Genomic DNA, 21,556 nt, shown 5'->3' on the forward strand with positions numbered 1-21,556 from the left:
TGAAGTGGAAAAGAAAAAAGATAGTCTGCCGGAGCTAATCCCTGCCGAATTCCGCGTCAGCACCGATCTCCATTTTGAACAATCGTGGATGAACGAGGAAACGTATGCAGGCGATTCGGTCGGCGAACATACGGCGCTCGAGCAAGCGAACGAGTATTTAGCAATGAAAGAAATCGGCCAGACGTTTGAAAACTCCTGACAATGCCCATGACGATCGTCATGGGATTTTTTGTGCAAAAAACCCGCTAACTTTTTTCAAAATATAGAAAAATATAACTATTAGTGGTATGATAGGAGTGGTGAGTTCGTTGAGAGGAGATGAGACGATGAAAGTAAATGAATTTATCATCCTAAACCATTTCGTCGTGAGCCGTTATACGATGGCGATTCTCCCCTATTTATTGAACAACGACCTGTATGCAAAGGTCGTCGAGGAAGATGGCGAGTACATTGTCAAACAAACGCCCCTCGACATTATTAGACATAGCTGCGATTATTATGGCTGCAGCTTTCAAGGCAGAAAAGAGGGGACAAAGGCCGTGATCGGCATCACCCACAAAGCGCCGATCGCCATTGAACCGTCCAACGAAATTTACTTCTTTCCCACCGCTTCCCCGAAAGACTCCTGCTGTGTTTGGCTGTCGCATATGCACGTCTATCGGTATGAGCCTGCGAAATATGAGCGGACGGTTGTATACTTCCGCAATGGGAAAAGCGTTGTCCTCGATGTGTCCTGCAAATCTTTCATCAACCAATTGCACCGAACGGCCCAGCTGCGGACGAAACTGTCGGAGCGAATGGAGGCGAGGGAGCGCAAACTGCAATACGTATATCGCATGCAGCAAGAAAAGCATGTGACGGAATAACCGCCATGATAAAAAATGGGTTTTCACAAGCAAAAGTTCAAATTGCACGGCCGAGCGTGTAAAATAAAAATATAAACGGCATTTGAATGGAGAAAGAACGATGAATATGGAAACGTTCAAACAATGGCTCACGCTCGACCACGTGCTTTCCTTGCTCGATCATTACCGTTCCTTCGGCATATTTCCCGGCATTGCGGCGACGCTGCTCGAGTCGTTTTTTCCGATTTTGCCGATGGTTGTGTTTGTGATGGCGAACGCAGCGGCATTCGGGTTGTGGAAAGGGTTTTTCATTTCTTGGATTGGCGCTTCGCTCGGCTCGCTCATCGTCTTTTGGCTGACGCGGAAGATCGGCCAGCAGCGTTTCTTTCATTTTGTCCGCCGCCATCCAAAAGTGCGCCAGTTTATGCACTGGATTGAACGGCACGGATTCGGGCCGCTGTTTTTGCTGTATTGCTTTCCTTTCACCCCGTCGGCGCTTGTCAATATCGTTGCCGGTCTGTCACGCATCAGCCGCCAGCAGTTTGTATTAGCGGTCTTGCTTGGAAAGATGATCATGATTTTTACGATCAGCTTTATTGGGTATGACTTGGTGGCGCTTGTCCGCCAGCCGTTGCGTACGGCGGCGATCGCTGTTGTTGTGCTGCTGCTTTGGTATGCGGGAAAACGGGTAGAGGCGAGATTTTCGTTGACGGAAAAACAACGCAGCGAGGGGGACAGGGAGTGACCAAACGGAAACAAGGAAAGAAGCGGGGACGCCGTTGGCCATGGCTCGCCGCTGTCGGGTTTGTCGCCATGCTCCGTTTTTTCGTTTTCAGCAATTATATGGTGGAAGGAAAGTCAATGATGCCGACGCTGCAAAGCGGCAATTTGCTGATTGTCAATAAGATCCGTTATGAAATTGCCCCGATTCATCGGTTTGATGTCGTCGTGTTTCACGCCAATCAAAAGGAAGATTACGTGAAACGGGTCATCGGGCTGCCGGGGGATCGGATCGAGTACAAAAACGATGTGCTGTATATTAACGGTCGACAGGTCGATGAACCGTATTTGCGGCCGTATAAGCAGCAACTCCTTAGCGGGAAGCTGACAGGCGATTTTACCCTTGAAGAGGTGACGGGAGAAAAGCGGGTGCCGGCCGGCTGCATTTTTGTCCTTGGCGACAATCGGCTCAGCAGTTGGGACAGCCGCCATTTCAGCTTCGTCAAAATCAGTCAAGTGGTCGGCAAGGTAGACCTCCGCTATTGGCCGTTTCGGGAGATTGCTTTCCATTTTTGAGAAAATGGCGCATCGAGGTGCGGCGGCGGTTTTGCCTAAGGGAGCGGTTGCTTTCAAGGAAGGCAGTTTTTTCTTTACCAAATACGAACATATGTGCTAAAATAGAAGAGATAAAGGAAACGAATGGTGGTGATCGCCGTGTCGCTTCGCTTTTTGCTTGGACGATCGGGAAGCGGGAAGACGGCTATGTGTCTTGCGGAAATCCGCCGCAAGCTGCAGGAAGATCCGAGAGGAAAGACGATTGTTTACCTCGTTCCGGAGCAGATGACGTTTCAATGTGAATACGCCTTAATCCATACCGAGGGAGCAGGAGGAATGATCCGCGCCCAAGTGTTCAGCTTCCCCCGCCTCGCCTGGCGCGTCTTGCAGGAGACGGGAGGCATGAACCGCTACCACGTCCACGATGTCGGCGTGCAAATGATGATTCGCAAAATTATTGAACAGCGGAAACAGGAGCTTAAACTGTTTGGCCGCGCGGCGGACAAAAGCGGTTTTGTCGAGCAGCTGCATGAGATGATCGCCGAATGCAAGCGGTATTGCTTAACGCCGGACGAGCTTCGCCGCCGTGTCGAGGAGCTGGAAAGCGGGCCGAGCCGGCCGGGACGGCGCCTGCTGGCCGATAAGCTCAGCGATGTCGCGCTCGTTTATGCAGAGCTCGAGCGGAGCTTAAGCGGCCATTACCTCGATTCGGAAGATTATTTGCGCCTGCTCGCCGAACAAATCCCCCGCTCTTGCTATTTGCGCGATGCCGATGTTTATATCGACGGATTCCATCATTTTGCCCCGCAAGAATACATAGTGATTGAGCAGCTTCTTCGTCATTGCCGGCGGGTCACCGTTTGCCTGACGGTCGACCGCCCGTATGATGGTGCGATGCCGGACGAGCTCGACTTGTTTTATCTGCCGGCGCAGACGTACCGCCAGTTGCGCGAGCTTGCCTTGGCCAACGATGTTTTGCTTGAAGAGCCGGTCGTGCTCGCGGAAAACCGACGTCATCAAAGCGGGGCGCTCGCCCATCTCGAGGCGCAGTTTCATCGCCGCCCGCTGCCGCCTTACGAAGCGGAAGACGGTGCGGTCTGCCTTTATGAGGCGGCCAACCGCCGCGCAGAACTGGAAGCGGTCGCCCGGGAAATCATCCGCCTTGTCCGCGACGAAGGGGCGCGCTATCGCGACATCGCGCTCGTCATCCGCCAAACGGAGGCGTACCGCGACCTTGTGAAGACGGTGTTTTTTGATTTTGGCATCCCGTATTTTATGGATGAAAAAGAGCCGATGCACCATCATCCGCTCATTGAACTTGTGCGCGCTGCTTTGGAAACCATTTCTACAAACTGGCGGTATGAGGCGGTGTTTCGCGCTGTGAAGACGGATTTGCTCTTTCCGTTGGACGGTGACTTGGTCATGTGGCGCGAGGCAGCCGACAAACTCGAAAACTATGTTCTTGCTTATGGGATGAAGGGGGACAAATGGACGAGCGGCGAGCGCTGGCCGTATCGGCGCTACCGGGCGCTTGACGGGTTGAATGTGCCGCAGACGGATGAAGAACGGCAATTTGAGGACAAGTTGAACGAATGGCGGGAGACGCTGGCCGCCCCGCTCCGCCGCCTTGAGCGCCGTTTGCGCCGGGCTAAGGACGGGCGCGGGTATTGCACGGCGCTATATCTCTTGTTAGAAGAATTGCAGATTCCGAAAAAGCTGGAACAAATGAGCGCGCAGGCGGAAGCGGAAGGCCGCCTCGTGGAAGCGCGCCAGCATGAGCAGGTGTGGAACGCGGTCATCGATTTGCTTGATCAATACGTTGAAATGCTCGGAGCGGAACCGTTGTCGTTAGCCGAATTTGCCAAAATTATCGAGGCCGGGCTTGACCGGCTTGAGTTCTCCCTTGTGCCGCCGGCCATCGATCAAGTGATCGTCGCCCAGCTCGACCGTTCGCGCCTCATCGGCGTGAAGTATGCGTTTGTCATTGGCGCCAACGATGGCGTCATTCCGGCCAGGGCGAAAGAGGATGGGCTTATGGCGGAAATCGAACGGGAGCAGCTGCGCGAACTCGGTGTGGCGCTTGCGCCGGGGAGCCGGGAACAGCTGTTTTACGATCCGTTTTTTATCTACCTGGCGCTTGCCTGTCCAAGCGAACGGCTGTATGTTACATACCCGCTGGCCGATGGCGAAGGGAAAGCGCTCATGCCATCGCCGCTGATTAAACAATTGTCGGAGCTGTTCCCGAAGGTGAAGGTGCGCTTGTGCGGCAACGATCCGTTCGATGCTCCGGAAGAGAAGGCGGAGGCGTTTGTGACAGCGCCGCAGGCGACACAAACGTATTTGGTCAGCCAGCTGCGCGCATGGAAGCGAAACTATGGCATCGATCCGCTTTGGTGGGATGTGTACAACGTGTTCATCGCCCGCCCGGAATGGAACGAGAGGGTGCAAAAGGCGGTGTCGGCGCTGTTTTATACAAACAAAGCCGCGCCGTTGAAAAAACAATGGAGCCGGCGGTTGTACGGAAAAAAAATTCAGGCGAGCGTCTCGCGCATGGAGCAGTTTCAAAAATGCCCGTACGCCCATTTTATTTCACACGGGCTGCGCTTGAAGGAGCGAAGCATTTTCCGCCTCGAGGCGCCGGATGTCGGCCAGTTGTTCCATGCGGCCATTAAACAAATCGCCGACCGGCTGCGCGAACAGCACGTTGATTGGCGCGAACTGTCCCAACCGGATTGCGAGCGTCTGTCGGATGAAGCGGTCGAACGGCTTGCCCCCCTCATTCAACAGCAAGTGCTGTCCAGTTCGTCTCGCTATGAATATATGAAACGGAAATTAAAACACGTTGTCGCCCGCACGACCCACGTGTTGAGCGAGCATGCGCGGGCGAGCGGCTTTGTTCCGATCGGGCTCGAGCTGGCGTTTGGACCGGGCGGCGACTTGCCGCCGCTTCGCTTTCAACTTCGCGACGGGACGGTTATGGAGCTTGTCGGGCGAATCGACCGCGTTGACAAGGCAGAAAGCAGCGAAGGAGTATTTCTTCGCATCATCGATTACAAATCGAGCGCCAAAACGCTTGATTTGACGGAAGTGTATTACGGTTTGGCGTTGCAAATGCTTACCTATTTGGACATTGTGCTCACGTATGCTGAGCAACTTGTCAAACAGCCGGCGCTGCCGGCTGGGGTGCTCTATTTCCATGTCCATAATCCGATTGTGAAGGCGAAGCAGTGGCTTGACGATGAAGCGGAGATGGCGAAACAACTTCTTGAGCCGTTTCGGATGCGCGGTCTGCTGCTTGCCGATGTGGAGGCAATCCGGCTGATGGACAGTCAATTGGAAAAAGGGCAGCGGTCGCTGATTGTGCCGGTTAGGCTGACGAGCAGCGGGGCGATTCATTCGCAGTCTTCGGTCGCGAGCGCTTCTGATTTTGATGCGCTTCGCCAGCACGTCCGCCGTCTGTTTGCCGATATTGGCGGACAAATCGCTGACGGCATTGTATCGATTGCCCCGTACAAGCTGAAAAGCAAAACAGCGTGCGACTTTTGCGCCTTTAAGTCCATATGCCAATTTGACGAGGCGCTGTCCGGCAACGAATTCCGAAAGCTTGCCCCACAGACGGGGGAAGACGTGATGAAGAATATAACGAAAGGGAGGGGAGAGTCTTGAGCGTTGCGTTTCGCCCGAAGCCGGCCGGAAGCCGGTGGACGGATGAACAGTGGAAAGCCATCGTGGCCGGCGGCCGGGACGTTCTCGTCGCTGCGGCGGCCGGGTCTGGAAAAACGGCCGTTCTTGTTGAGCGAATCATCCAAAAAGTAACGGCGGAAGACGAGGCGACCGATATTGACCGCCTTCTTGTCGTCACGTTTACGAACGCTGCGGCGGCTGAGATGAAAGCAAGGATCGGCGAGGCGCTCGAGCGCGAACTCGCCAAGCGGCCGCATTCGCTCCATTTGCGGCGCCAGCTCAGCCTGCTCAACCGCGCCTCGATTTCGACGCTCCATTCGTTTTGCTTAGATGTCATCCGCAAATATTATTATTTGCTCGATCTGGATCCGTCGTTTCGCATCGCTGATGAGACAGAAATCGAACTGCTGAAAGAGGACGTCCTTGAGGAGCTGCTTGAGGAGGAATATGGAAAGGCGGATAACGAGCGCTTTTTTGCCGTCATTGATGCTTACACCGGAGACCGGAGCGATGCCGAGCTGCAAGACATGATTTTCGCGTTGCATGACTTCTCCCGCTCCCACCCCGCGCCCGATGAATGGCTGAAAGGCCTTGTATCCATGTATGAGGTCGATGAACAGACGCCGCCCGAGTCGCTTTTGCCATCGCGCTATATCAACCAACATGCGGCGATGGAGCTGGCAGCGGCCAAACGGCTCATCGAAAGGGCGTTGCGTCTTGCGCAGGAACCGGGCGGGCCGCGGCCGTATGAGAACCGGCTGCGCGAGGATGCCGCCGTTGTCGCTGAACTTGAAAGATGGCGGTCGCAATCGTGGGAAGGACTGTATCGTGCTTTGCAGTCGCTGGCGTTCGGCCGGCTTCCGGGCTGTCGCGGCGATGACTATGATAAGTGGCTCGTCGATGAGGCGAAATCGCTTCGCGACCAGGCGAAGAAGAAACTGGAAGCGCTGCGCGACAACATATTTTCGCTGCCCCCGTCTGTCTGGATCCGCCATATGCGGGAGATGAAGCCGGCGGTTGAGACGATCGTTGCGCTTGTCCGCCGTTTTTCCGATAGGTTTCAAGCCGTGAAACGTGAAAAAGGGATCGTCGACTTTTCTGATTTGGAACATTATTGTCTGCATGTTTTGCGGCAGCGCGACCCGAAAACGGGCGAATGGCAGCCATCGGCGGCCGCTTTGGAGTACCAAGCGCAGTTTGATGAAGTGCTTGTCGATGAGTATCAAGATACGAACCTTGTGCAAGAAGCGATTTTGCAGCTCGTCAAAAAAGGAAGCGAGCGGACTGGCAACTTATTTATGGTCGGCGATGTCAAGCAGTCGATTTATCGTTTTCGCCTCGCCGAGCCGATGCTGTTTTTGGACAAATACAAACGGTTTGCCGCTGATGGGGCCGCAGGGGGAATGAGAATTGATTTGACGCGCAATTTCCGCAGCCGCGCCGAGGTGCTGGACGGCACGAACTTCCTTTTTGCACAAATCATGGGGGAAACCGTTGGGGAGATGGCGTACGATGAAGCAGCCCAGCTTAAGTATGGCGCCGATTATCCGGATGGGGCGGATACTGTTCCGGAAGTGATGATCATCAACCGGCAGCGCGCGGCGGAAGAAGAGGACGAAGAGGCAGCGGAGCTTGAGGGCTCCGAGCTGGAGGCGCGCCTAATGGCCGAGAAAATCAAAGAAATCGTGTCGCGGCCATTTTATGTGCATGACCGCTCAAGCGGGCAACCGCGGCGTGCCATGTACCGAGACATCGTTGTGCTCGTCCGTTCGATGACGAACGCCCCGCAAATGATCGAGCAGCTGCAGGCGCACGGCATTCCGGCGGCTGCCGATTTATCGTCCGGCTACTTTCAGGCGACGGAAGTTTCGGTGATGCTGTCGCTTCTGAAAGTCATTGACAACCCGCACCAAGACATTCCGCTCGCCGCTGTGCTCCGCTCGCCGCTGTTTCGCTTTGATGAAAACGAGCTGGCCATGATCCGCCTCGCCGATCCAAAAGGAACGTTTTATGAGGCGCTTCAGTTGTTCCGGCAAAAGCCGGCGGAAACGGATGAGGAGGAGGCCGCCAAGAAAAAAGCGGCCGCGTTTTTGGAGCAGCTCGGGCGCTGGCGCACGATGGCCCGCCGCCGCTCGTTGGCCGACCTCATCTGGCAACTGTATCGCGATACACAATTTTACGATTTTGTCGGCGCGCTGCCGGGTGGAAAGCAACGGCAGGCCAATTTGCGCGCCTTGTATGATCGCGCCCGCCAATACGAATCGACGGCCTTTCGCGGGCTGTTCCGCTTTCTCCGCTTTATTGAGCGGCTGCAGGAGCGCGGCGATGATTTAGGAGCAGCCCGGCCGCTTGGTGAGCAGGAAGATGTCGTGCGGGTGATGACGATCCATAGCAGCAAAGGGCTCGAGTTTCCGGTCGTCTTTCTGGCCGGACTCGCCCGCCCGTTTTATACGCGGGATTTGCATCATCCGTACTTGCTGGATAAAGAGCTCGGCTTTGGCGCCCGTTTTGTCCACCCACAGCTGCGCATCAGCTATCCAACGCTGCCATTGCTGGCGATCCAAGTGAAAAAGCGGCTCGAGCTGCTCGCCGAGGAAATGCGCATTTTGTACGTTGCGCTGACAAGAGCGAAAGAGAAGCTTTATTTGCTCGCCGCGGTCAACGATGCCGATAAGGAGATCGAAAAATGGAAAGGCGTTGCGGGAGAACGCGAATGGCTGCTTCCCGACGATGTGCGGGCATCGGCCCGTTCCTATTTAGACTGGATCGGCCGGGCGCTCATTCGCCACCGCGACGGGCGCATTTTAGCGGGAGAGAAGGCGCCGGATGAAATCGCCTCCCATCCGTCCGTATGGCGTATTGCCATTGTGCCCGCGGCCGAGCTGCGCAGCGGCGAGGCGGCTGCCGGCCAGGCGGACGAGAGCATGCTCGCTGCGCTTGAACATGGCCGCCCTGTTCCGGCTGGCGGCGGCTGGAAAGAGGAAGCAGAGCGGCGTTTGTTATGGCGGTATCGCTATGAAAAAGGGACGATTGTGCGCGCCAAACAGTCGGTGTCGGAGCTGAAAGAGCAACGGGTGCTGTTTGGCGAGCTGGCGAGTGAATGGCCGCTGCGCCAAGGAACAGCGCCGATTTTCTCGCGGCCGCGCTTTATGCAGGAAAAAACGTTGACGCCGGCGGAAAAAGGAACCGCGCTTCATATCGTCATGCGCCATCTCGACTTGCGTGCGCCGGTCAGTGAAGCGTCCATCCGTGAGCAAATGGGTCGGCTCATCGAAAAAGAGCTGTTGTCGGCCGAGCAAGCCGAAGCGGTCGATGCGGCCGCGATCGCCGCCTTTTTCGCTACGGATATCGGCCGCCGCCTTTGCGCCGCCCGCGAGGTGCACCGGGAAGTGCCATTCAGTCTAGGGCTTCCGGCTTCCCATCTTTACGGGCATGACGGGATGGAAGACGACCGCCGGGTGCTTGTCCAAGGGGTGATTGACTGTGTGTTTGCGGATGAGCGCGGTTATGTGATGATCGACTATAAAACGGATGAGGTGACCGGCCGTTTTGCCGGCCAGAAAGAGGAGGCCGCCCGCTTTTTGCTCGGCCGCTACGGAACGCAAATGCGCCTGTATCGGCAAGCGATTGAGCAAATTTGGCGCGTGCCGGTAGCGGAGTGCTATTTGTATTCGTTTGACGGCCAATACATTATCGCGGTGGAATGACGCGGAGGGGGAAAGACGATGCGCATTTTGCATACGGCAGACTGGCATCTCGGGCGGACGCTTGAAGGCCGAAGCCGGTTGGCGGAGCAAGAGGCGTTTATCGACGAACTTGTCGAGATTGTAGCAAAAGAACAAATCGATGTCGTCTTGATGGCTGGCGATGTGTTCGATTCCGTCAATCCGCCGGCGGCGGCGGAGCAGCTGTTTTACGAGAGTTTGGCCCGACTGTCCGATAAAGGCCGGCGTCCGGTTGCGGTCATCAGCGGCAACCATGACCATCCGGACCGCATCAGCGCCGCCCGGCCGCTGCTTTCCGACTACAACATTTTCCTTTTTGGCCGCCCACAGGCGGAAGTTTGCCGAATTGACGTTCCGTCGTGCGGCGAGGCGATGATGCTTGCGCCGTTGGCGTACCCGTCTGAATCGCGGCTCGCTGAGCTATTGTCATCCGACCATAAGGAAACCGCGCTTCGCGATCGGTACGACGACCGCATCCGGGCGTTGTTCGCTACGATGGCCGCCTCATTTGCCGATGAAACTGTCAATGTTGTGATGAGCCATCTATACGTGGCTGGCGGCCATACGTCCGATTCCGAGCGGCCGATTGAGGTGGGCGGCGCCTATACGGTGGCGGCTGCCAGTTTGCCCGGGGCGGCGCAATACGTGGCGCTCGGTCATTTGCACCGCCCGCAGGACGTCAGACGGGCGGAGACGGCGGCGCGCTACGCCGGTTCACCGCTTGCTTACAGCTTTTCCGAAGCTGGGCACACCAAGTCGGTGACGGTTGTCGACGTCCAGCCGGGCGGAAAGGCCAACGTGACGGAGATTCCGCTTGTTTCCGGCAAACCGCTTGTCCGTTGGAAGGCGACGGACGGACTTGCCCAAGTGTATCGTTGGTGCGAGGAAGGAAGAGACCGGTCGTGCTGGATCGATTTAGAGGTCCATGTAAACGAGCCGTTGACAATGGAAGAGATTCAACGGCTGCGCAAGCTTCATCAAGGGTTTATCCATATCCGCCCGGTGTTTCCGGAACGGGAGCGGGAGGCGGCGGCTGAAACAGACCGCAAACCGCTTTCCCTTGTGGAAATGTTCCGGCGTTTTTACGAACGTCAAACCGGCGGACAAACACCGGATGAAGAGCTTGTGCGCCTTTTTTTGGAATTGGCGGCCGATGAGAAGGAAGGGGAAGGAGAAGAGGAATGAAGCCAATTTCCTTGACGATCGCCGGGCTTCATAGCTTTCGTGAAAAACAAACGATCGATTTTACGGCCCTTTGCGACGGCGGCGTATTCGGCATTTTTGGACCGACCGGAAGCGGCAAATCGACGATTTTGGATGCCATCACGCTCGCGCTGTTCGGAAGTGTCGGACGGGCGGCCAATCGGACACAAGCGATCATCAACCACGCTGAAAAGGAACTGTTCGTTTCCTTTACGTTCGAATTGGAAAATGCCGCTGGGGCAAAACGGTACACGGTGGAACGCAGTTTGAAAAGGGCGGATGAATGGCGGACGCGGAGCGCCGTCTGCCGGTTGATCGAACATCAGGCCGAGCCGGTCGTGCTCGCGGACAAGCTCTCTGATGTAGACAAGGCGGTCGTACAGCTGCTTGGTTTGACTATGGAAGATTTTACCCGCGCTGTCGTTTTGCCGCAAGGGAAGTTTGCCGAGTTTTTATCCCTCAAAGGGGCGGAGCGCCGGCAAATGCTGCAGCGCCTGTTCCATCTTGAACGATACGGTGACGAGTTGAATAAAAAGTTAAAAGAGCGGCTCGCCGCCGCGGAGCAGGAATGGCAAAAAATCGAAGCGGAAAAAGCGGGGCTCGGCGATGCTTCGAAAGCGGCGCTTGAGCAGGCAGAAGCCGAGGAGCGGGAGCTTGCGGCGCTGTTTGCCAAGCGCAAAAAAGAGCTTGAGAAAATCGAGGCAGACATCGAACGGGCGAGGCAGCTTCGGGCGTGGCAGCAGGAAAAAGAAGCGGTTGAAGCGGAATTATCGGCATTGCGCCGGCGGGAGCCCGAAGTGCGGGCGCTTGAAGCGAAAAAAGGGCGGGCCGAGCAGGCGGAGCGCATTTGGCCGTACTGGGAGCAGTACGAACAGATGCGCCTCCTGCAGGCCGCGGCGCTGCAGCGGCAGGAGGCGGCGTTGCGACAGTTGGAGGCGGCCAAAGCCCACTATGAGGATGCCGTGCGCCGCTATGAGCAGGCGCGGCAGGAAAAAGCGCGGCGCGAGCCGGAGCTGTTGGTGCAAATGGAGCGGCTGCGGCAGGCGGAGCAGCTCGAACGGAAAATGGAAACACTCAAGGCGGAGCTCGCCGCCCTCCATGAGGAGTGGAACCGCTTGGCGGACCGGGAAAAAGCGGTGCAGCGTCAGTTCGAGGAAGCGGAGGCCTGGTACGCGCGCGGCTTGGCGCGCCAACAGGAGCTGAAAGAAGAGTTGCAGCGGCATGCCGCTGCGCTCGCTGGCAAAGACGAAATAGAGCGCGCCTGCGAAGAGAAGCGGCGCATTGAGCAAACGGCGTCCGCTCTCGCCCGCGTCGATGTGCAGCTCCAGCAAAAGGAAGCTGCCTGGCGCCAAGCCGAACGAGAGCGGGCTGAGCGGGAGCGCCGCGCCGCCGCTGCCGGCGCCCGCCTTCATCAACTGTTTCAGCTTGTTGAACAAACGCACCATTCCGTCTGCAGCCGGCAACAAGATATCGAAAAGCGGCTGCATGTTTTGCGGCGACAGATCGAGGCGGAGCAGCAACGGATCGAAGAGGCGCAGACGGCCGAACTGGCAGCGGTTCTGGCTGAGCGGCTCCGTCCCGGTGAACCGTGCCCGGTGTGCGGCTCGCGTGAGCACCCGCATCCGTCCGCCAGGCCGCAGACGGTAGCCTCTGGTCGGTTGTCTGAGCTCGAGCAAGAGCGGCAGCGTTGCGAACAAGATTTGCAGACACTGTTCTCATTCAAGGCGCAGCTTGAGCAGCTTGCCGCGCTGGCGGCCAGCCACGGGACACCCCCTGTTCAGGCGGCTGTCCGCCCGGCAGGCGAAACCGTCGATATGGCCGTTGAAGTCCGGGCGCTCGGGCAGGATGTCATTGAACGAAAGGAAGCGGTTTACCGGGCGTTGTCGCAGTGGAATGAGGCGGAAGCGGCGCGGCGTGAAGCGGAAAACGCCTGCCGATGGGCGGCAGCGGATATCGAAGCGCTGCAAGCGGAGAAACAGCGCCTTGAAGAGGAGAAACAGCAGCTTGAACGGCAGTGGCGCGAGGCGCATCCTTCCTTTTCACTGGAAACGATCGCGGTGGTTTACGAGCAGCTGCGCGAACAAGAGAAAATGTGGCGTGATGTACAAAAACGGCTTGAAGACAGCGTTCCATTTTTAGAAGAAAAACAAAGAGCAAAAGAACAGGCGGCTGAGGAGCGTCGCCGGCTTGAGGCGGAGCGGGTGCGCCTCGAATCGCTTATGAGCGCCAAACAGGAGCTGTGGAAAGAATATGAGCGGCAACGGCGCGAGAAGGCCGGACCTGGCCCGGCAGGTGTGCAGCTGCGGGAAGCGGAAGCCGAATGGCGCCGGCTGCAAAACGGCGAACAGCAGGCGTACGATGAATGGCAGCGCGCCCAACAGCAATACCAGGCGACAGAAAGTGAGGCGAAGGCAGCGAAGCAGGCGTGCGAGGAAGCGGCCCGCCGCGAGGAAGAAGCGCTCGCTCGCTGGCGCCGCGCCTTGGCCGGCACTGTGTTCGTTGATGCTGAAGAAGTGCGAATGTCGAGGGCGGCAAAAGCGCAATGTGATGAATGGGACGAAGCCATCCGCCTTTACTGGCGCCAGGTCGAGCAGGCTGAGCACCGCCGCGCCCAGCTGGCGGCTGTCATCGGCGAAGAAGCGGTGAGCGCTGAACAATGGGAGATGATGCAGCAAGTATACAACGAGTTGAAAGCGCACACCGAGATGATGACCGAGCAGCTTGGCGCGGTGCGCGGAAAAGTGGCGGAGCTGAGAAAAAAACATGTCCGTTTTGTTGAATTGGAGGCGAGGCAGGCAACTCTCGGCCGCCAAATTGAGCGGTACAAACAGCTGCAAACGTTGCTTCGCGGCAACAGTTTTGTCGAATTTATGGCGGAAGAGCAACTCGAACAGGTGACCATCATGGCGTCTGAGCGGCTGCAGCAGTTGACGCGCCATCGCTATGCGCTTGAGCTCGATTCGCAAGGCGGGTTTTTGATTCGCGATGATGCCAACGGTGGGGTGCGGCGGCCGGTGTCGACGCTGTCCGGCGGGGAAACGTTTTTGACATCGCTGTCGTTGGCGCTGGCGCTGTCGGCGCAAATTCAGTTGCGCGGTGAATATCCGCTCCGGTTTTTCTTTTTGGACGAGGGGTTTGGCACATTGGATGCCGAGCTGCTCGATACGGTCGTTTCTGCTTTGGAAAAGTTGCATACGCAGCAGCTGGCTGTCGGCGTCATCAGCCATGTCCAAGAGATTCGCAACCGGCTGCCGCGCCGTCTCATTGTCGAGCCGGCGGAGCCGTCCGGCCCCGGCACGCGCGTCCGGCTTGAATGGATGTAACCCGTCTGTCGGGAGCAGTGCTTGGCGGATGCGTTGCCAGCGGCCGCTGCGCCGGCTGGTTAGTCCGGCCCACTGGATTGAAGGAACGGGGGGATAGGGGGCGGTCCTTGCCCCCATTTAGTTGTTGGCGGCCACGTTTTGGTCAGATACATCGGGATCAAACACATTTGTAAAGCTGATTGCGTTGTTTGTCATGATAAAGTCGCCGGTGTTGAACCCGCCGGATCCAGCCTGCGTTTTCGTGGCGACTTTTGGTGCGATATACAAGCAGTCGCCCATTTGCACGACCGCGCCGTTGCCGACGCTGTTGATTTTGATCGGACCGACGAATGAAGGCATTACAGCTCTTCCTTTCTATATAGATGCAATTTGAAGATTTACCATTTGCAACTTTTACCGAGTATTTGATCGACTGTCGGGCGACCGAACAACGCCACTTCCAGACCCATTATATAGGTCTGTGAAGCAGGCGGTTGTTCGGTCCTCCGTCACGCCAAGGCGTGACGGGGAAGCCTGTGGCTTTCCCTCGACAGTCGAAAAGGGGCAAACCGTTTTTCCGTCAGGGGACATATTCAACTTCCTCGTTGCATCTATATATCTGCTGCTGACGGCATCGGGCCGGCCAGCTGGCGGATATGTTTGATGCGCGCTTCGCCTTCAGCGATGGAGGTTGAGCCGATGTGGACAACGGCCGAAGAGGAGATCCCTAGCACGCGGATCGACCGGACGGAAATGACCGGGGATTCGTGGAGCGTCTGTTGTGATGCAACCGGCGGCGGGGAAGACCAGCGTGGAATCGGCTTGGTAAAAATCGGGAATGTTTGTTCCCCTTCTGGCCCGAAAAACAGCTCGTATTGCCGCTGCACGGCTAAAGCGCGTGTGCGGGCGGAAATCCGTTCAGAGTCGCCGATTTGCAGCACAGAGCTAATAATCAACGTTTCGGCATGGAGCGCCTGAACGATCGATGTCCGTTTCACGATGCCCCACCCCGAGCCGGCACGAGCGGGACAAACGGGCCGATGATGAGCGATTCCGGCGGCGTATCAAACGCAGACGATAAGTTGATCACATCAGCATCGCCGATTAAAAACAGCGAGGCGCTGGCGACGGCTGTCAAGCGGATGTCCCCGACATGCACGTCGCGGTTAATGACGGTATAATTCACGTTGATTCCTCCCCTGAAGGCAAGTGTTTCAAAAACGCGTCGAGCGATTGTTCAATATCCGCTTTCACTTTTTGGAAGATCTCGTTTTCGACCGTTTCATCGCGATCGCCCGCGGGAACATAGCCTTGGTTTGCTTTCTCTTGCAAATAAAAGCGGATGCGTTCATCCGTCTGTCGGGCGATATCTTGCAAAATAAACTGCCGGTACGTATCATCAAGGCGGCGGTTGTATTGCTGTTCAAGCCGCTTCAATGTTTCTGCCGCCTCACTGTTTAAGTAGGCGGCTACTTTTTCCTGAATCGGGCGCATCAACACCGGCTCCGGCTTTGGGACGACGGTTTTCACCGGTTCGACAGCGAAATCTTCGATGGTGCCGCCGGCCCCCGGTGGGGCGATGCCGATATTGAGCGTTCCTTCGAGCGTTTCCACTTTCAGCTGGTCAAATTTGTATTCAATCCGCTCGATCGTCGTGCGCGGCTGCGATTCCAGCTCCCGCAGCCGGGCTTCGAGAACGGAAAGACGTCGTTCGAGTGTCCGTACTTTGTTTGTCTGCCATAATAAATAGCGGCGCAGTTGGACGAAATAGTCGTATATACTCATGGTGCACCATCATCCTCTCTACATTCCCCTCTTACTTCAATATATGGACGGCCTGTCGTCCTCATCACTTTTTTTCTCTGCATTTAGCGGGTGGCCGAATGGAGAGGAACGAGAGGAGCGGACGGCTGGGCGGCGGTGCCAAGCGGCACGGTCGCTTGCGAAGCCGGGCCAGTGAAACCGCCGGTGTTGGCAAGCGTTGACAATGCTTGGATGCTGCCGGCGCTGCCGATTTGCAAAACGGATGAGTTGGTGACGGAGCCAATCCGCAACTGGTGGATGCAGATGCTTTGGCTGATGTAAACGTGCACCCTCCTTCTCCTCCTTCAAACGTTTCCGACGACATTTTCATCGGCGACATCGGCGTCATTCGTATTGGTATTGCTGTAATAGTTATAGATATGAAGCCCGTCGCCGGTGTTGAACGAGCCGGCGCCGGCGAACGTTTTCGTCACGCTTTGTGGGGAAATCGCAAACACATCGCCGATATGGAACACGCCGCTGCTTCCGATGCTGTTCAGTTTGACGACTCCGACAAAAGCCGGCATGTGGGCATGCTCCTTTCCCAGCTTCGCAGTTGCTGCTATAGTGTATGGGCGCAAGCCGGCTGACGTTCGCCCTAATTGTTCGCGGCGTTGTTCGCGTCTATCATATCCGGATCGCCGGTGTTGGTAAAGCTGACAAATGTGTTCGTTTGCAGGAAATCACCGTTGTTGCTTCCCCCAGAGCCGGTGTGCGATTTGGACGTACTCTTTGGGGCGATTTGCAAAACATCGCCAAAATTGACCGTGCCATCTCCGCTCACATGAGTGATTTTAATCGGTCCGCTGATAAACGAAGGCACTCGCGCCCCCTCCTTTTGTTCCCATTGTTATAGCATATTGTATGAAAAAAACACGTAACTGGTTCAACGCGGGGCGGATGTCCAATCGGCGGTTAAGTTGTCAGCATATGCTAATGAGAAGGAATGGAAAGGAAGGGACAACCGATGCCAGCGATCGTCATCGGCGGGATTAAAGTGACGAGTGTAGGCGGCAACGGCACGGTGAACATGGGCGACGTGCTGCAAATCGCTCCCAAAAGCACCTCAAAGACGAATTCAGGCGCCGGCGGCGGCAATACGGGCGAGTTTTTGCAGACGAATACGTTTTGCAGCGTCACCAATACAGTGGACCCGGATGTGTTCGACGCTGGAGCGAAAGGGAACAATTAGACGGCCGAATGACCAAAAAGACCGTCTTTTTCTTTTGTCCATCTTCATCTATAATATAATTATGAATTTTCTAAAATATAAGCTTGGGGGGATGGGAGAATGAACGCACCGCTTGTTCTGACCCATTTTTTAGACCGCGCTGTCGCTTTGTACGGGGACAAGCCGGCGATGATTTGTTCCGGACGGACGGTGACATACAGGCAGCTTGGCGAACGAGTGTCGAGGCTTGCCAACGGGCTGCGGGGGCTTGGCGTTCGCAAAGGCGACCGCGTGGCGTACTTGGCGCCCAACACGCTCGAGATGCTCGAAGGGTTTTACGGCGTGTTTGAAGTGGGAGGGGTGATGGTGCCGCTGAATACGCGGCTGAAACCGGATGATTACGTTTTTATTTTGAATCATAGCGAAACGAAAGTGTTGTTTGTGGATCAGGAGCTGTACGGGCTGATTGCACCGGTCAAAAACAAGCTTGAAACGGTCGAGGAGATCATTGTCCACCATAAAACAGAGGCGGCGATTGATGAAACCGCTTACGAAGAATGGCTCGCCGCCCAGTCGTCAGCGCCGGTTCCGCGCCCGATGATCGATGAGAACGATATATGCAGCTTGCTATATACAAGCGGGACGACAGGCAACCCAAAAGGAGTCATGCTGACGCATCGGAACAACTATTTGCATGCGCTTGTGACGATGCACCATTTGCGTGTGTCCGACCGCGATACGTATTTGCATGTGTTGCCGATGTTCCACGTCAACGGCTGGGGGGCTCCGTTTTATTACACTGCCAACGGAGCAACGCAAATCGGTTTGCGTAAAGTCGATCCGAAAGTCATTTTTGATCTTGTCAAGGAACATCAGGTGACGGTTATGCATATGGCTCCGACTGTGCTCAATATGTTGCTGCAATATTATGAGCAATATCAACCAGATGTCCCGGAAGGCGTGCGGGTCGTCATCGCCGGTTCTGCGCCGCCGCCGGCGTTTGTCGCACGCGTTGAGGAAAAGCTCGGCTGGGAGTTTATCCAGGTGTACGGCATGACCGAATCGTCTCCGCTCAGCACGATTTCGCTCATTCGTCCGCAGCTTGACGGACTGCCTGTGGAGCAAAAGCAGCGGCTGAAAGCGAAAGCCGGCTATCCGATGATCGGCTGCGAGGTGAAAGTCGTCGACGAGAATGGAGAGGAAGTGCCGAAGAATGGACGGGCGATCGGTGAGGTGATTGTCCGCAGCCATGGCGTCATGAAAGGATATTGGAAAAACGAAGAAGCGACCGCCGCAACGATCCGCGACGGCTGGCTGTATACCGGCGATATGGCGACCGTCGATGAATACGGGCATATTGATATCGTCGACCGGAAAAAGGATATTATTATTAGCGGAGGGGAAAATATTTCGTCGATTGAAGTCGAAGGAGCGCTTTATGAGCATCCGGCTGTGCTTGAAGCGGCCGTCATCGCCGTGCCGCATGAAAAATGGGGGGAAACGCCGCATGCGTTCGTCGTCGTTCGACCCGGGCATACGGTGAGCGAAGAGGAGCTGATCGCCTTTTCGCGGGAAAAATTGGCCCACTTCAAAGCGATCACGGGTGTAACGTTTGTGGATGAGCTGCCGAAAACAGCCTCCGGAAAAATTCAGAAAGTACACTTGCGCCGCCAATATTGGGATGCAATTGGAAAATCGGGCCGCTATGTCAACTGATGATACAGGCATGCGCCTTCAGACGGGCAGAGGAGAGCGCATCGAATGAAATGGATAAGGCGGCGGGCGTGCCGACAAGGTCGTAAGGCGTCGCCGATTGCGCAGACGGCTAGGCGGTAGAAAGAAGGGAGAAAGCGATGATCAGATCGACCGAGCGAATCGCCGCGGCGGATGTGTTGCGTGGATTCGCCTTGCTCGGCATTTTGCTTGTCAACATGCGTTATTTTTCCTCGCCGGCGTTATACGACGACGGCGTCAAGGGCAGTGATTTTGACCGAGTTTTCGTTGCCGTCGTGGATGTGTTGTTTGAAGCGAGCGCCTATCCGTTGTTTGCGTTTTTATTCGGGTTCGGGGCGATGACCATGTTCCGCCGGCTCCAAAGCCGCGGGGAGCGGCCGATTCCGATTCTGTTGCGCCGCTTCTTTCTTTTGCTTGGGACCGGCATGGCTCATGCGTTTGGCCTTTGGTTTGGCGATATTTTAATCCCCTACGCCCTCGCCGGGTTCATCATGCTTTTCTTTTTCGCCGCCCCGCCTCGTTGGTGGCGGACGGCGGCTGTTGCCGTCTTTTTTCTTTTTCACGGCCTCATGGCGCTGTTGTTAACTCTCAATGTATTGGCCGGAGAAATGGAGACAGCCGGCGGCCACGAGACCGCGGCGGCCGCGGCGGTTCGCCATTATCGAAACGGAACGTTTCGTGACGTGTTTTGGCAACGTTGGCATGACTGGGCCTATGTCAACAGCGATGGCGGGCTGCTGTTTACGGTGTTGACCGTATTGCCCTTTTGTTTCCTCGGCGGCTATGCCTCTTGCAAACGTTGGCTTGAACCCGACCGTCACTCGCCCGCCAAGCTGCGCCGCCTGATGAGGTGGGCGCTATGTTTTGGTTTAGCGCTGAAAACCATTCCGTATTGGGCTGGGGTCAACGACTTGACCATGTACATCCAAAACAGCTTTGGAGGCGCCGCATTGGCGGTGTTCTACGCGGCGGCCGCCGTGTTCGTCTGCGGGAAACGAAGTTGGCAGCGCGCTTGGCGGTGGTGGCAAGACGTTGGCAAAATGTCGCTCACTCATTATCTCGCGCAATCGCTCGTTTGCACGTCGCTGTTTTATGGTTATGGGCTTGGGTGGTACGGACGCACAAGCGCATGGCAGGAGATGTTGATTGCGTTTGCCTTGTATGCGACTCAAGTGTGGATAAGCCGCTTTTGGTTTGCGCGTTTTCATTATGGCCCGGTTGAGTGGATGTGGAGGTGGGGGACATACGGAACGCGGCCGCCGTTTCGCCGCCGGCCGGGGCAATAAAAACCCCGCTTACTGAACGGACGGGGAAGGCGATTCAAAAATCCTCGTTTGCTGCAAATATTGATTGATCAATTGGTCAAGCTCTTGGCTGCATTCGATCGTCTCTTTGGCCGTGAACCCATACGTGAGCGCCAATTCAATCATTTGTTGTCGTTTTTCTTCAATTTGCAACAGAACCATTTCCTTCACCATCAATCGTTTGAAATGTTGGTTGAGGCATGCCGCGTCGATGCAAGACGTTTGTTGCATGACGAAAGTCGCAATCGACGCCCTAGTGGAAACTAAACATTATTATACATATCCCGACGAAAAAAGGAAGCGATTCGGGAAAATAAGTGATAAATTTCCTAATTTAGACAAAATTCTACAAAAGCAGGACTTTTTCGCCTCGATGGCGAATATCATCCTCAACGCGCCAAAATGATGAAGACGGGTGGAAGAGAAGAGTTCACGAAGCGTCCGCTACATAACAAAGAAAGGGAGAGAGGCACGATGAAACTGATCACCGCACTTTTCGATGGAGAAACGTTTGTTGGAGCCGTGCCGCAAGGAGACGACCGGGCGGTTCATTTGCGCCGCGCCGAACGGGCGATGGATGGAACGGAGACGATGCCGACGACTATGCTTGAGGCGATTGCCCAAGGGGAGGCGTTTTTCACCCGAGCACAAGAAGTAGTTGACTGGGCGCTGCGCCACCCGGCACCGGAGTACGTTTATCGCCTCAGTGATGTCCGTCTTTTGGCCCCGATCCCACGGCCGGCGAAAAACATTTTTTGCATCGGCAAAAACTATGTTGATCACGCGCTGGAGCTCGGCGGCGCCGATGTGCCGGAGCATTTGATCGTCTTCACGAAAGCGCCGACAACGGTCATCGGTCATGAGGAAACGATTTTGCGCCATGCCGATGTCACGGATGAAATGGACTATGAAGGGGAGCTGGCGGTGGTCATCGGCAAACAAGGGCGGGCGATCCGCCGCGAAGACGCGCTTGATTACGTATTTGGATACACGATCATCAACGATGTGACGGCAAGAGATTTGCAGGAGCGGCACCAACAATATTTTCTCGGTAAAAGCTTGGATACATTTTGCCCGATGGGGCCATGGATCGTGCCAAGCAAATTTGTGCCAAATCCAAACGATTTGCGCATCGAGACACGGGTCAACGGCGAAGTGCGCCAGCAAGCCAACACGAAACAATTGATTTTTTCCATTGAATCGATCATCGAGACGATCTCAAAAGGCATTACGCTTGAGCCGGGTGACATCATCGCGACAGGAACGCCGGCTGGAGTCGGCAAAGGGATGAACCCGCCGCGTTTTTTGCAGACGGGTGATGTCATTGAGGTGACGGTGGAAGGCATCGGCATGTTGCGCAACAAAGTGGGAGAGTAAACGGCGAAAGTGAGGAAGCCCCCATTGATGCTCAAAAGGCGTCCTCTTGAAAGAAAGGGCGTCTTTCGTTTTCGTGAAGTTTGTCAACCGTCCGCCCGCCGTGCTATGATGGGAAGGAACAAGGAATGATTGG

The 21,556-nt window shown here is 55.9% G+C and carries 20 protein-coding genes; 12 read left to right on the top strand and 8 right to left on the bottom strand.

Going from position 1 to position 21,556, the window contains the following annotated elements:
* Positions 1 to 4: 4 nt before the first annotated feature.
* The 8 genes from ETC02_RS07165 to ETC02_RS07200 all read left to right on the top strand — a co-directional run bounded on the left by ETC02_RS07165 (position 5) and on the right by ETC02_RS07200 (position 14,055).
* Positions 5 to 199, top strand: a complete 195-nt coding sequence (locus ETC02_RS07165) for a hypothetical protein (RefSeq protein ID WP_033011626.1) — start codon at positions 5 to 7, stop codon at positions 197 to 199.
* Between the two features lie 127 nt (positions 200 to 326).
* Positions 327 to 866, top strand: a complete 540-nt coding sequence (locus ETC02_RS07170) for a competence protein ComK (RefSeq protein ID WP_050368288.1) — start codon at positions 327 to 329, stop codon at positions 864 to 866.
* 100 nt (positions 867 to 966) lie between these two features.
* Positions 967 to 1,590: a TVP38/TMEM64 family protein gene (locus ETC02_RS07175; protein ID WP_171698154.1), complete on the top strand. Its 624-nt coding sequence runs from the start codon at positions 967 to 969 to the stop codon at positions 1,588 to 1,590.
* Positions 1,587 to 2,141: a signal peptidase I gene (gene lepB / locus ETC02_RS07180; RefSeq protein WP_063210525.1), complete on the top strand. Its 555-nt coding sequence runs from the start codon at positions 1,587 to 1,589 to the stop codon at positions 2,139 to 2,141. Before ETC02_RS07175 ends, lepB begins: the two co-directional genes overlap by 4 nt.
* Before the next feature lie 138 nt (positions 2,142 to 2,279).
* A complete protein-coding gene (gene addB, locus ETC02_RS07185) occupies positions 2,280 to 5,786 on the top strand; it encodes a helicase-exonuclease AddAB subunit AddB (protein WP_346771093.1) in 3,507 nt (1,168 codons plus the stop codon).
* Complete coding sequence (gene addA / locus ETC02_RS07190) at positions 5,783 to 9,511, top strand: helicase-exonuclease AddAB subunit AddA (protein ID WP_050368291.1); 3,729 nt, start codon at positions 5,783 to 5,785, stop codon at positions 9,509 to 9,511. The genes addB and addA overlap by 4 nt, the downstream gene beginning before the upstream one ends.
* A gap of 18 nt (positions 9,512 to 9,529) precedes the next feature.
* The gene (locus ETC02_RS07195) at positions 9,530 to 10,714 is read left to right on the top strand and encodes an exonuclease SbcCD subunit D (protein ID WP_050368292.1); all 1,185 of its coding nucleotides are present in this window, start codon (positions 9,530 to 9,532) and stop codon (positions 10,712 to 10,714) included.
* Complete coding sequence (locus ETC02_RS07200; RefSeq protein ID WP_050368293.1) at positions 10,711 to 14,055, top strand: AAA family ATPase; 3,345 nt, start codon at positions 10,711 to 10,713, stop codon at positions 14,053 to 14,055. The genes ETC02_RS07195 and ETC02_RS07200 overlap by 4 nt, the downstream gene beginning before the upstream one ends.
* A gap of 117 nt (positions 14,056 to 14,172) precedes the next feature.
* Here ETC02_RS07200 and ETC02_RS07205 read toward each other — a convergent pair whose 3' ends face one another.
* The 7 genes from ETC02_RS07205 to ETC02_RS07235 all read right to left on the bottom strand — a co-directional run bounded on the left by ETC02_RS07205 (position 14,173) and on the right by ETC02_RS07235 (position 16,660).
* Positions 14,173 to 14,394 carry a spore germination protein gene (locus ETC02_RS07205; protein ID WP_050368294.1) on the bottom strand — a complete coding sequence of 74 codons (222 nt, stop codon included), beginning with the start codon at positions 14,392 to 14,394 and terminating at the stop codon, positions 14,173 to 14,175.
* A gap of 251 nt (positions 14,395 to 14,645) precedes the next feature.
* Positions 14,646 to 15,032 carry a spore germination protein GerPE gene (locus ETC02_RS07210; protein ID WP_033011646.1) on the bottom strand — a complete coding sequence of 129 codons (387 nt, stop codon included), beginning with the start codon at positions 15,030 to 15,032 and terminating at the stop codon, positions 14,646 to 14,648.
* A complete protein-coding gene (locus tag ETC02_RS07215) occupies positions 15,029 to 15,220 on the bottom strand; it encodes a hypothetical protein (protein ID WP_033011648.1) in 192 nt (63 codons plus the stop codon). The genes ETC02_RS07210 and ETC02_RS07215 overlap by 4 nt, the downstream gene beginning before the upstream one ends.
* Positions 15,217 to 15,819, bottom strand: a complete 603-nt coding sequence (gene gerPC, locus ETC02_RS07220; protein WP_033011650.1) for a spore germination protein GerPC — start codon at positions 15,817 to 15,819, stop codon at positions 15,217 to 15,219. The genes ETC02_RS07215 and gerPC overlap by 4 nt, the downstream gene beginning before the upstream one ends.
* An 83-nt stretch (positions 15,820 to 15,902) precedes the next feature.
* Positions 15,903 to 16,127: a spore germination protein GerPB gene (locus ETC02_RS07225; protein ID WP_096225735.1), complete on the bottom strand. Its 225-nt coding sequence runs from the start codon at positions 16,125 to 16,127 to the stop codon at positions 15,903 to 15,905.
* Positions 16,128 to 16,142: 15 nt separating this feature from the next.
* The gene (locus ETC02_RS07230; RefSeq protein ID WP_011230193.1) at positions 16,143 to 16,364 is read right to left on the bottom strand and encodes a spore germination protein; all 222 of its coding nucleotides are present in this window, start codon (positions 16,362 to 16,364) and stop codon (positions 16,143 to 16,145) included.
* A 71-nt stretch (positions 16,365 to 16,435) separates the two neighbouring features.
* On the bottom strand, positions 16,436 to 16,660 hold the full coding sequence (locus tag ETC02_RS07235) for a spore germination protein (protein WP_033011656.1): 225 nt from the start codon (positions 16,658 to 16,660) through the stop codon (positions 16,436 to 16,438).
* Positions 16,661 to 16,804: 144 nt separating this feature from the next.
* Between ETC02_RS07235 and ETC02_RS07240 the strand changes: the two genes are divergently transcribed.
* The 3 genes from ETC02_RS07240 (at position 16,805) to ETC02_RS07250 (ending at position 20,028) form a co-directional block, all read left to right on the top strand.
* Complete coding sequence (locus ETC02_RS07240; RefSeq protein ID WP_033011658.1) at positions 16,805 to 17,029, top strand: spore germination protein; 225 nt, start codon at positions 16,805 to 16,807, stop codon at positions 17,027 to 17,029.
* A gap of 99 nt (positions 17,030 to 17,128) precedes the next feature.
* Positions 17,129 to 18,724, top strand: a complete 1,596-nt coding sequence (locus ETC02_RS07245; RefSeq protein ID WP_033008939.1) for a fatty acid--CoA ligase — start codon at positions 17,129 to 17,131, stop codon at positions 18,722 to 18,724.
* A 137-nt stretch (positions 18,725 to 18,861) separates the two neighbouring features.
* The gene (locus ETC02_RS07250) at positions 18,862 to 20,028 is read left to right on the top strand and encodes a DUF418 domain-containing protein (RefSeq protein ID WP_033008941.1); all 1,167 of its coding nucleotides are present in this window, start codon (positions 18,862 to 18,864) and stop codon (positions 20,026 to 20,028) included.
* Between the two features lie 9 nt (positions 20,029 to 20,037).
* On the opposite strand, the gene ETC02_RS07255 is transcribed toward ETC02_RS07250, so the two are convergent.
* Positions 20,038 to 20,220 (bottom strand): aspartyl-phosphate phosphatase Spo0E family protein, encoded by a 183-nt coding sequence (locus ETC02_RS07255; RefSeq protein ID WP_013523088.1) that lies wholly within the window; start codon positions 20,218 to 20,220, stop codon positions 20,038 to 20,040.
* Positions 20,221 to 20,520: 300 nt separating this feature from the next.
* Between ETC02_RS07255 and ETC02_RS07260 the strand changes: the two genes are divergently transcribed.
* Positions 20,521 to 21,423: a fumarylacetoacetate hydrolase family protein gene (locus ETC02_RS07260; protein ID WP_033008944.1), complete on the top strand. Its 903-nt coding sequence runs from the start codon at positions 20,521 to 20,523 to the stop codon at positions 21,421 to 21,423.
* The last annotated feature ends 133 nt before the right edge of the window (positions 21,424 to 21,556 follow it).

It is taken from the genome of Geobacillus sp. DSP4a, from assembly GCF_013096875.1.
In the GTDB taxonomy this organism is placed as follows: domain Bacteria; phylum Bacillota; class Bacilli; order Bacillales; family Anoxybacillaceae; genus Geobacillus; species Geobacillus thermophilus.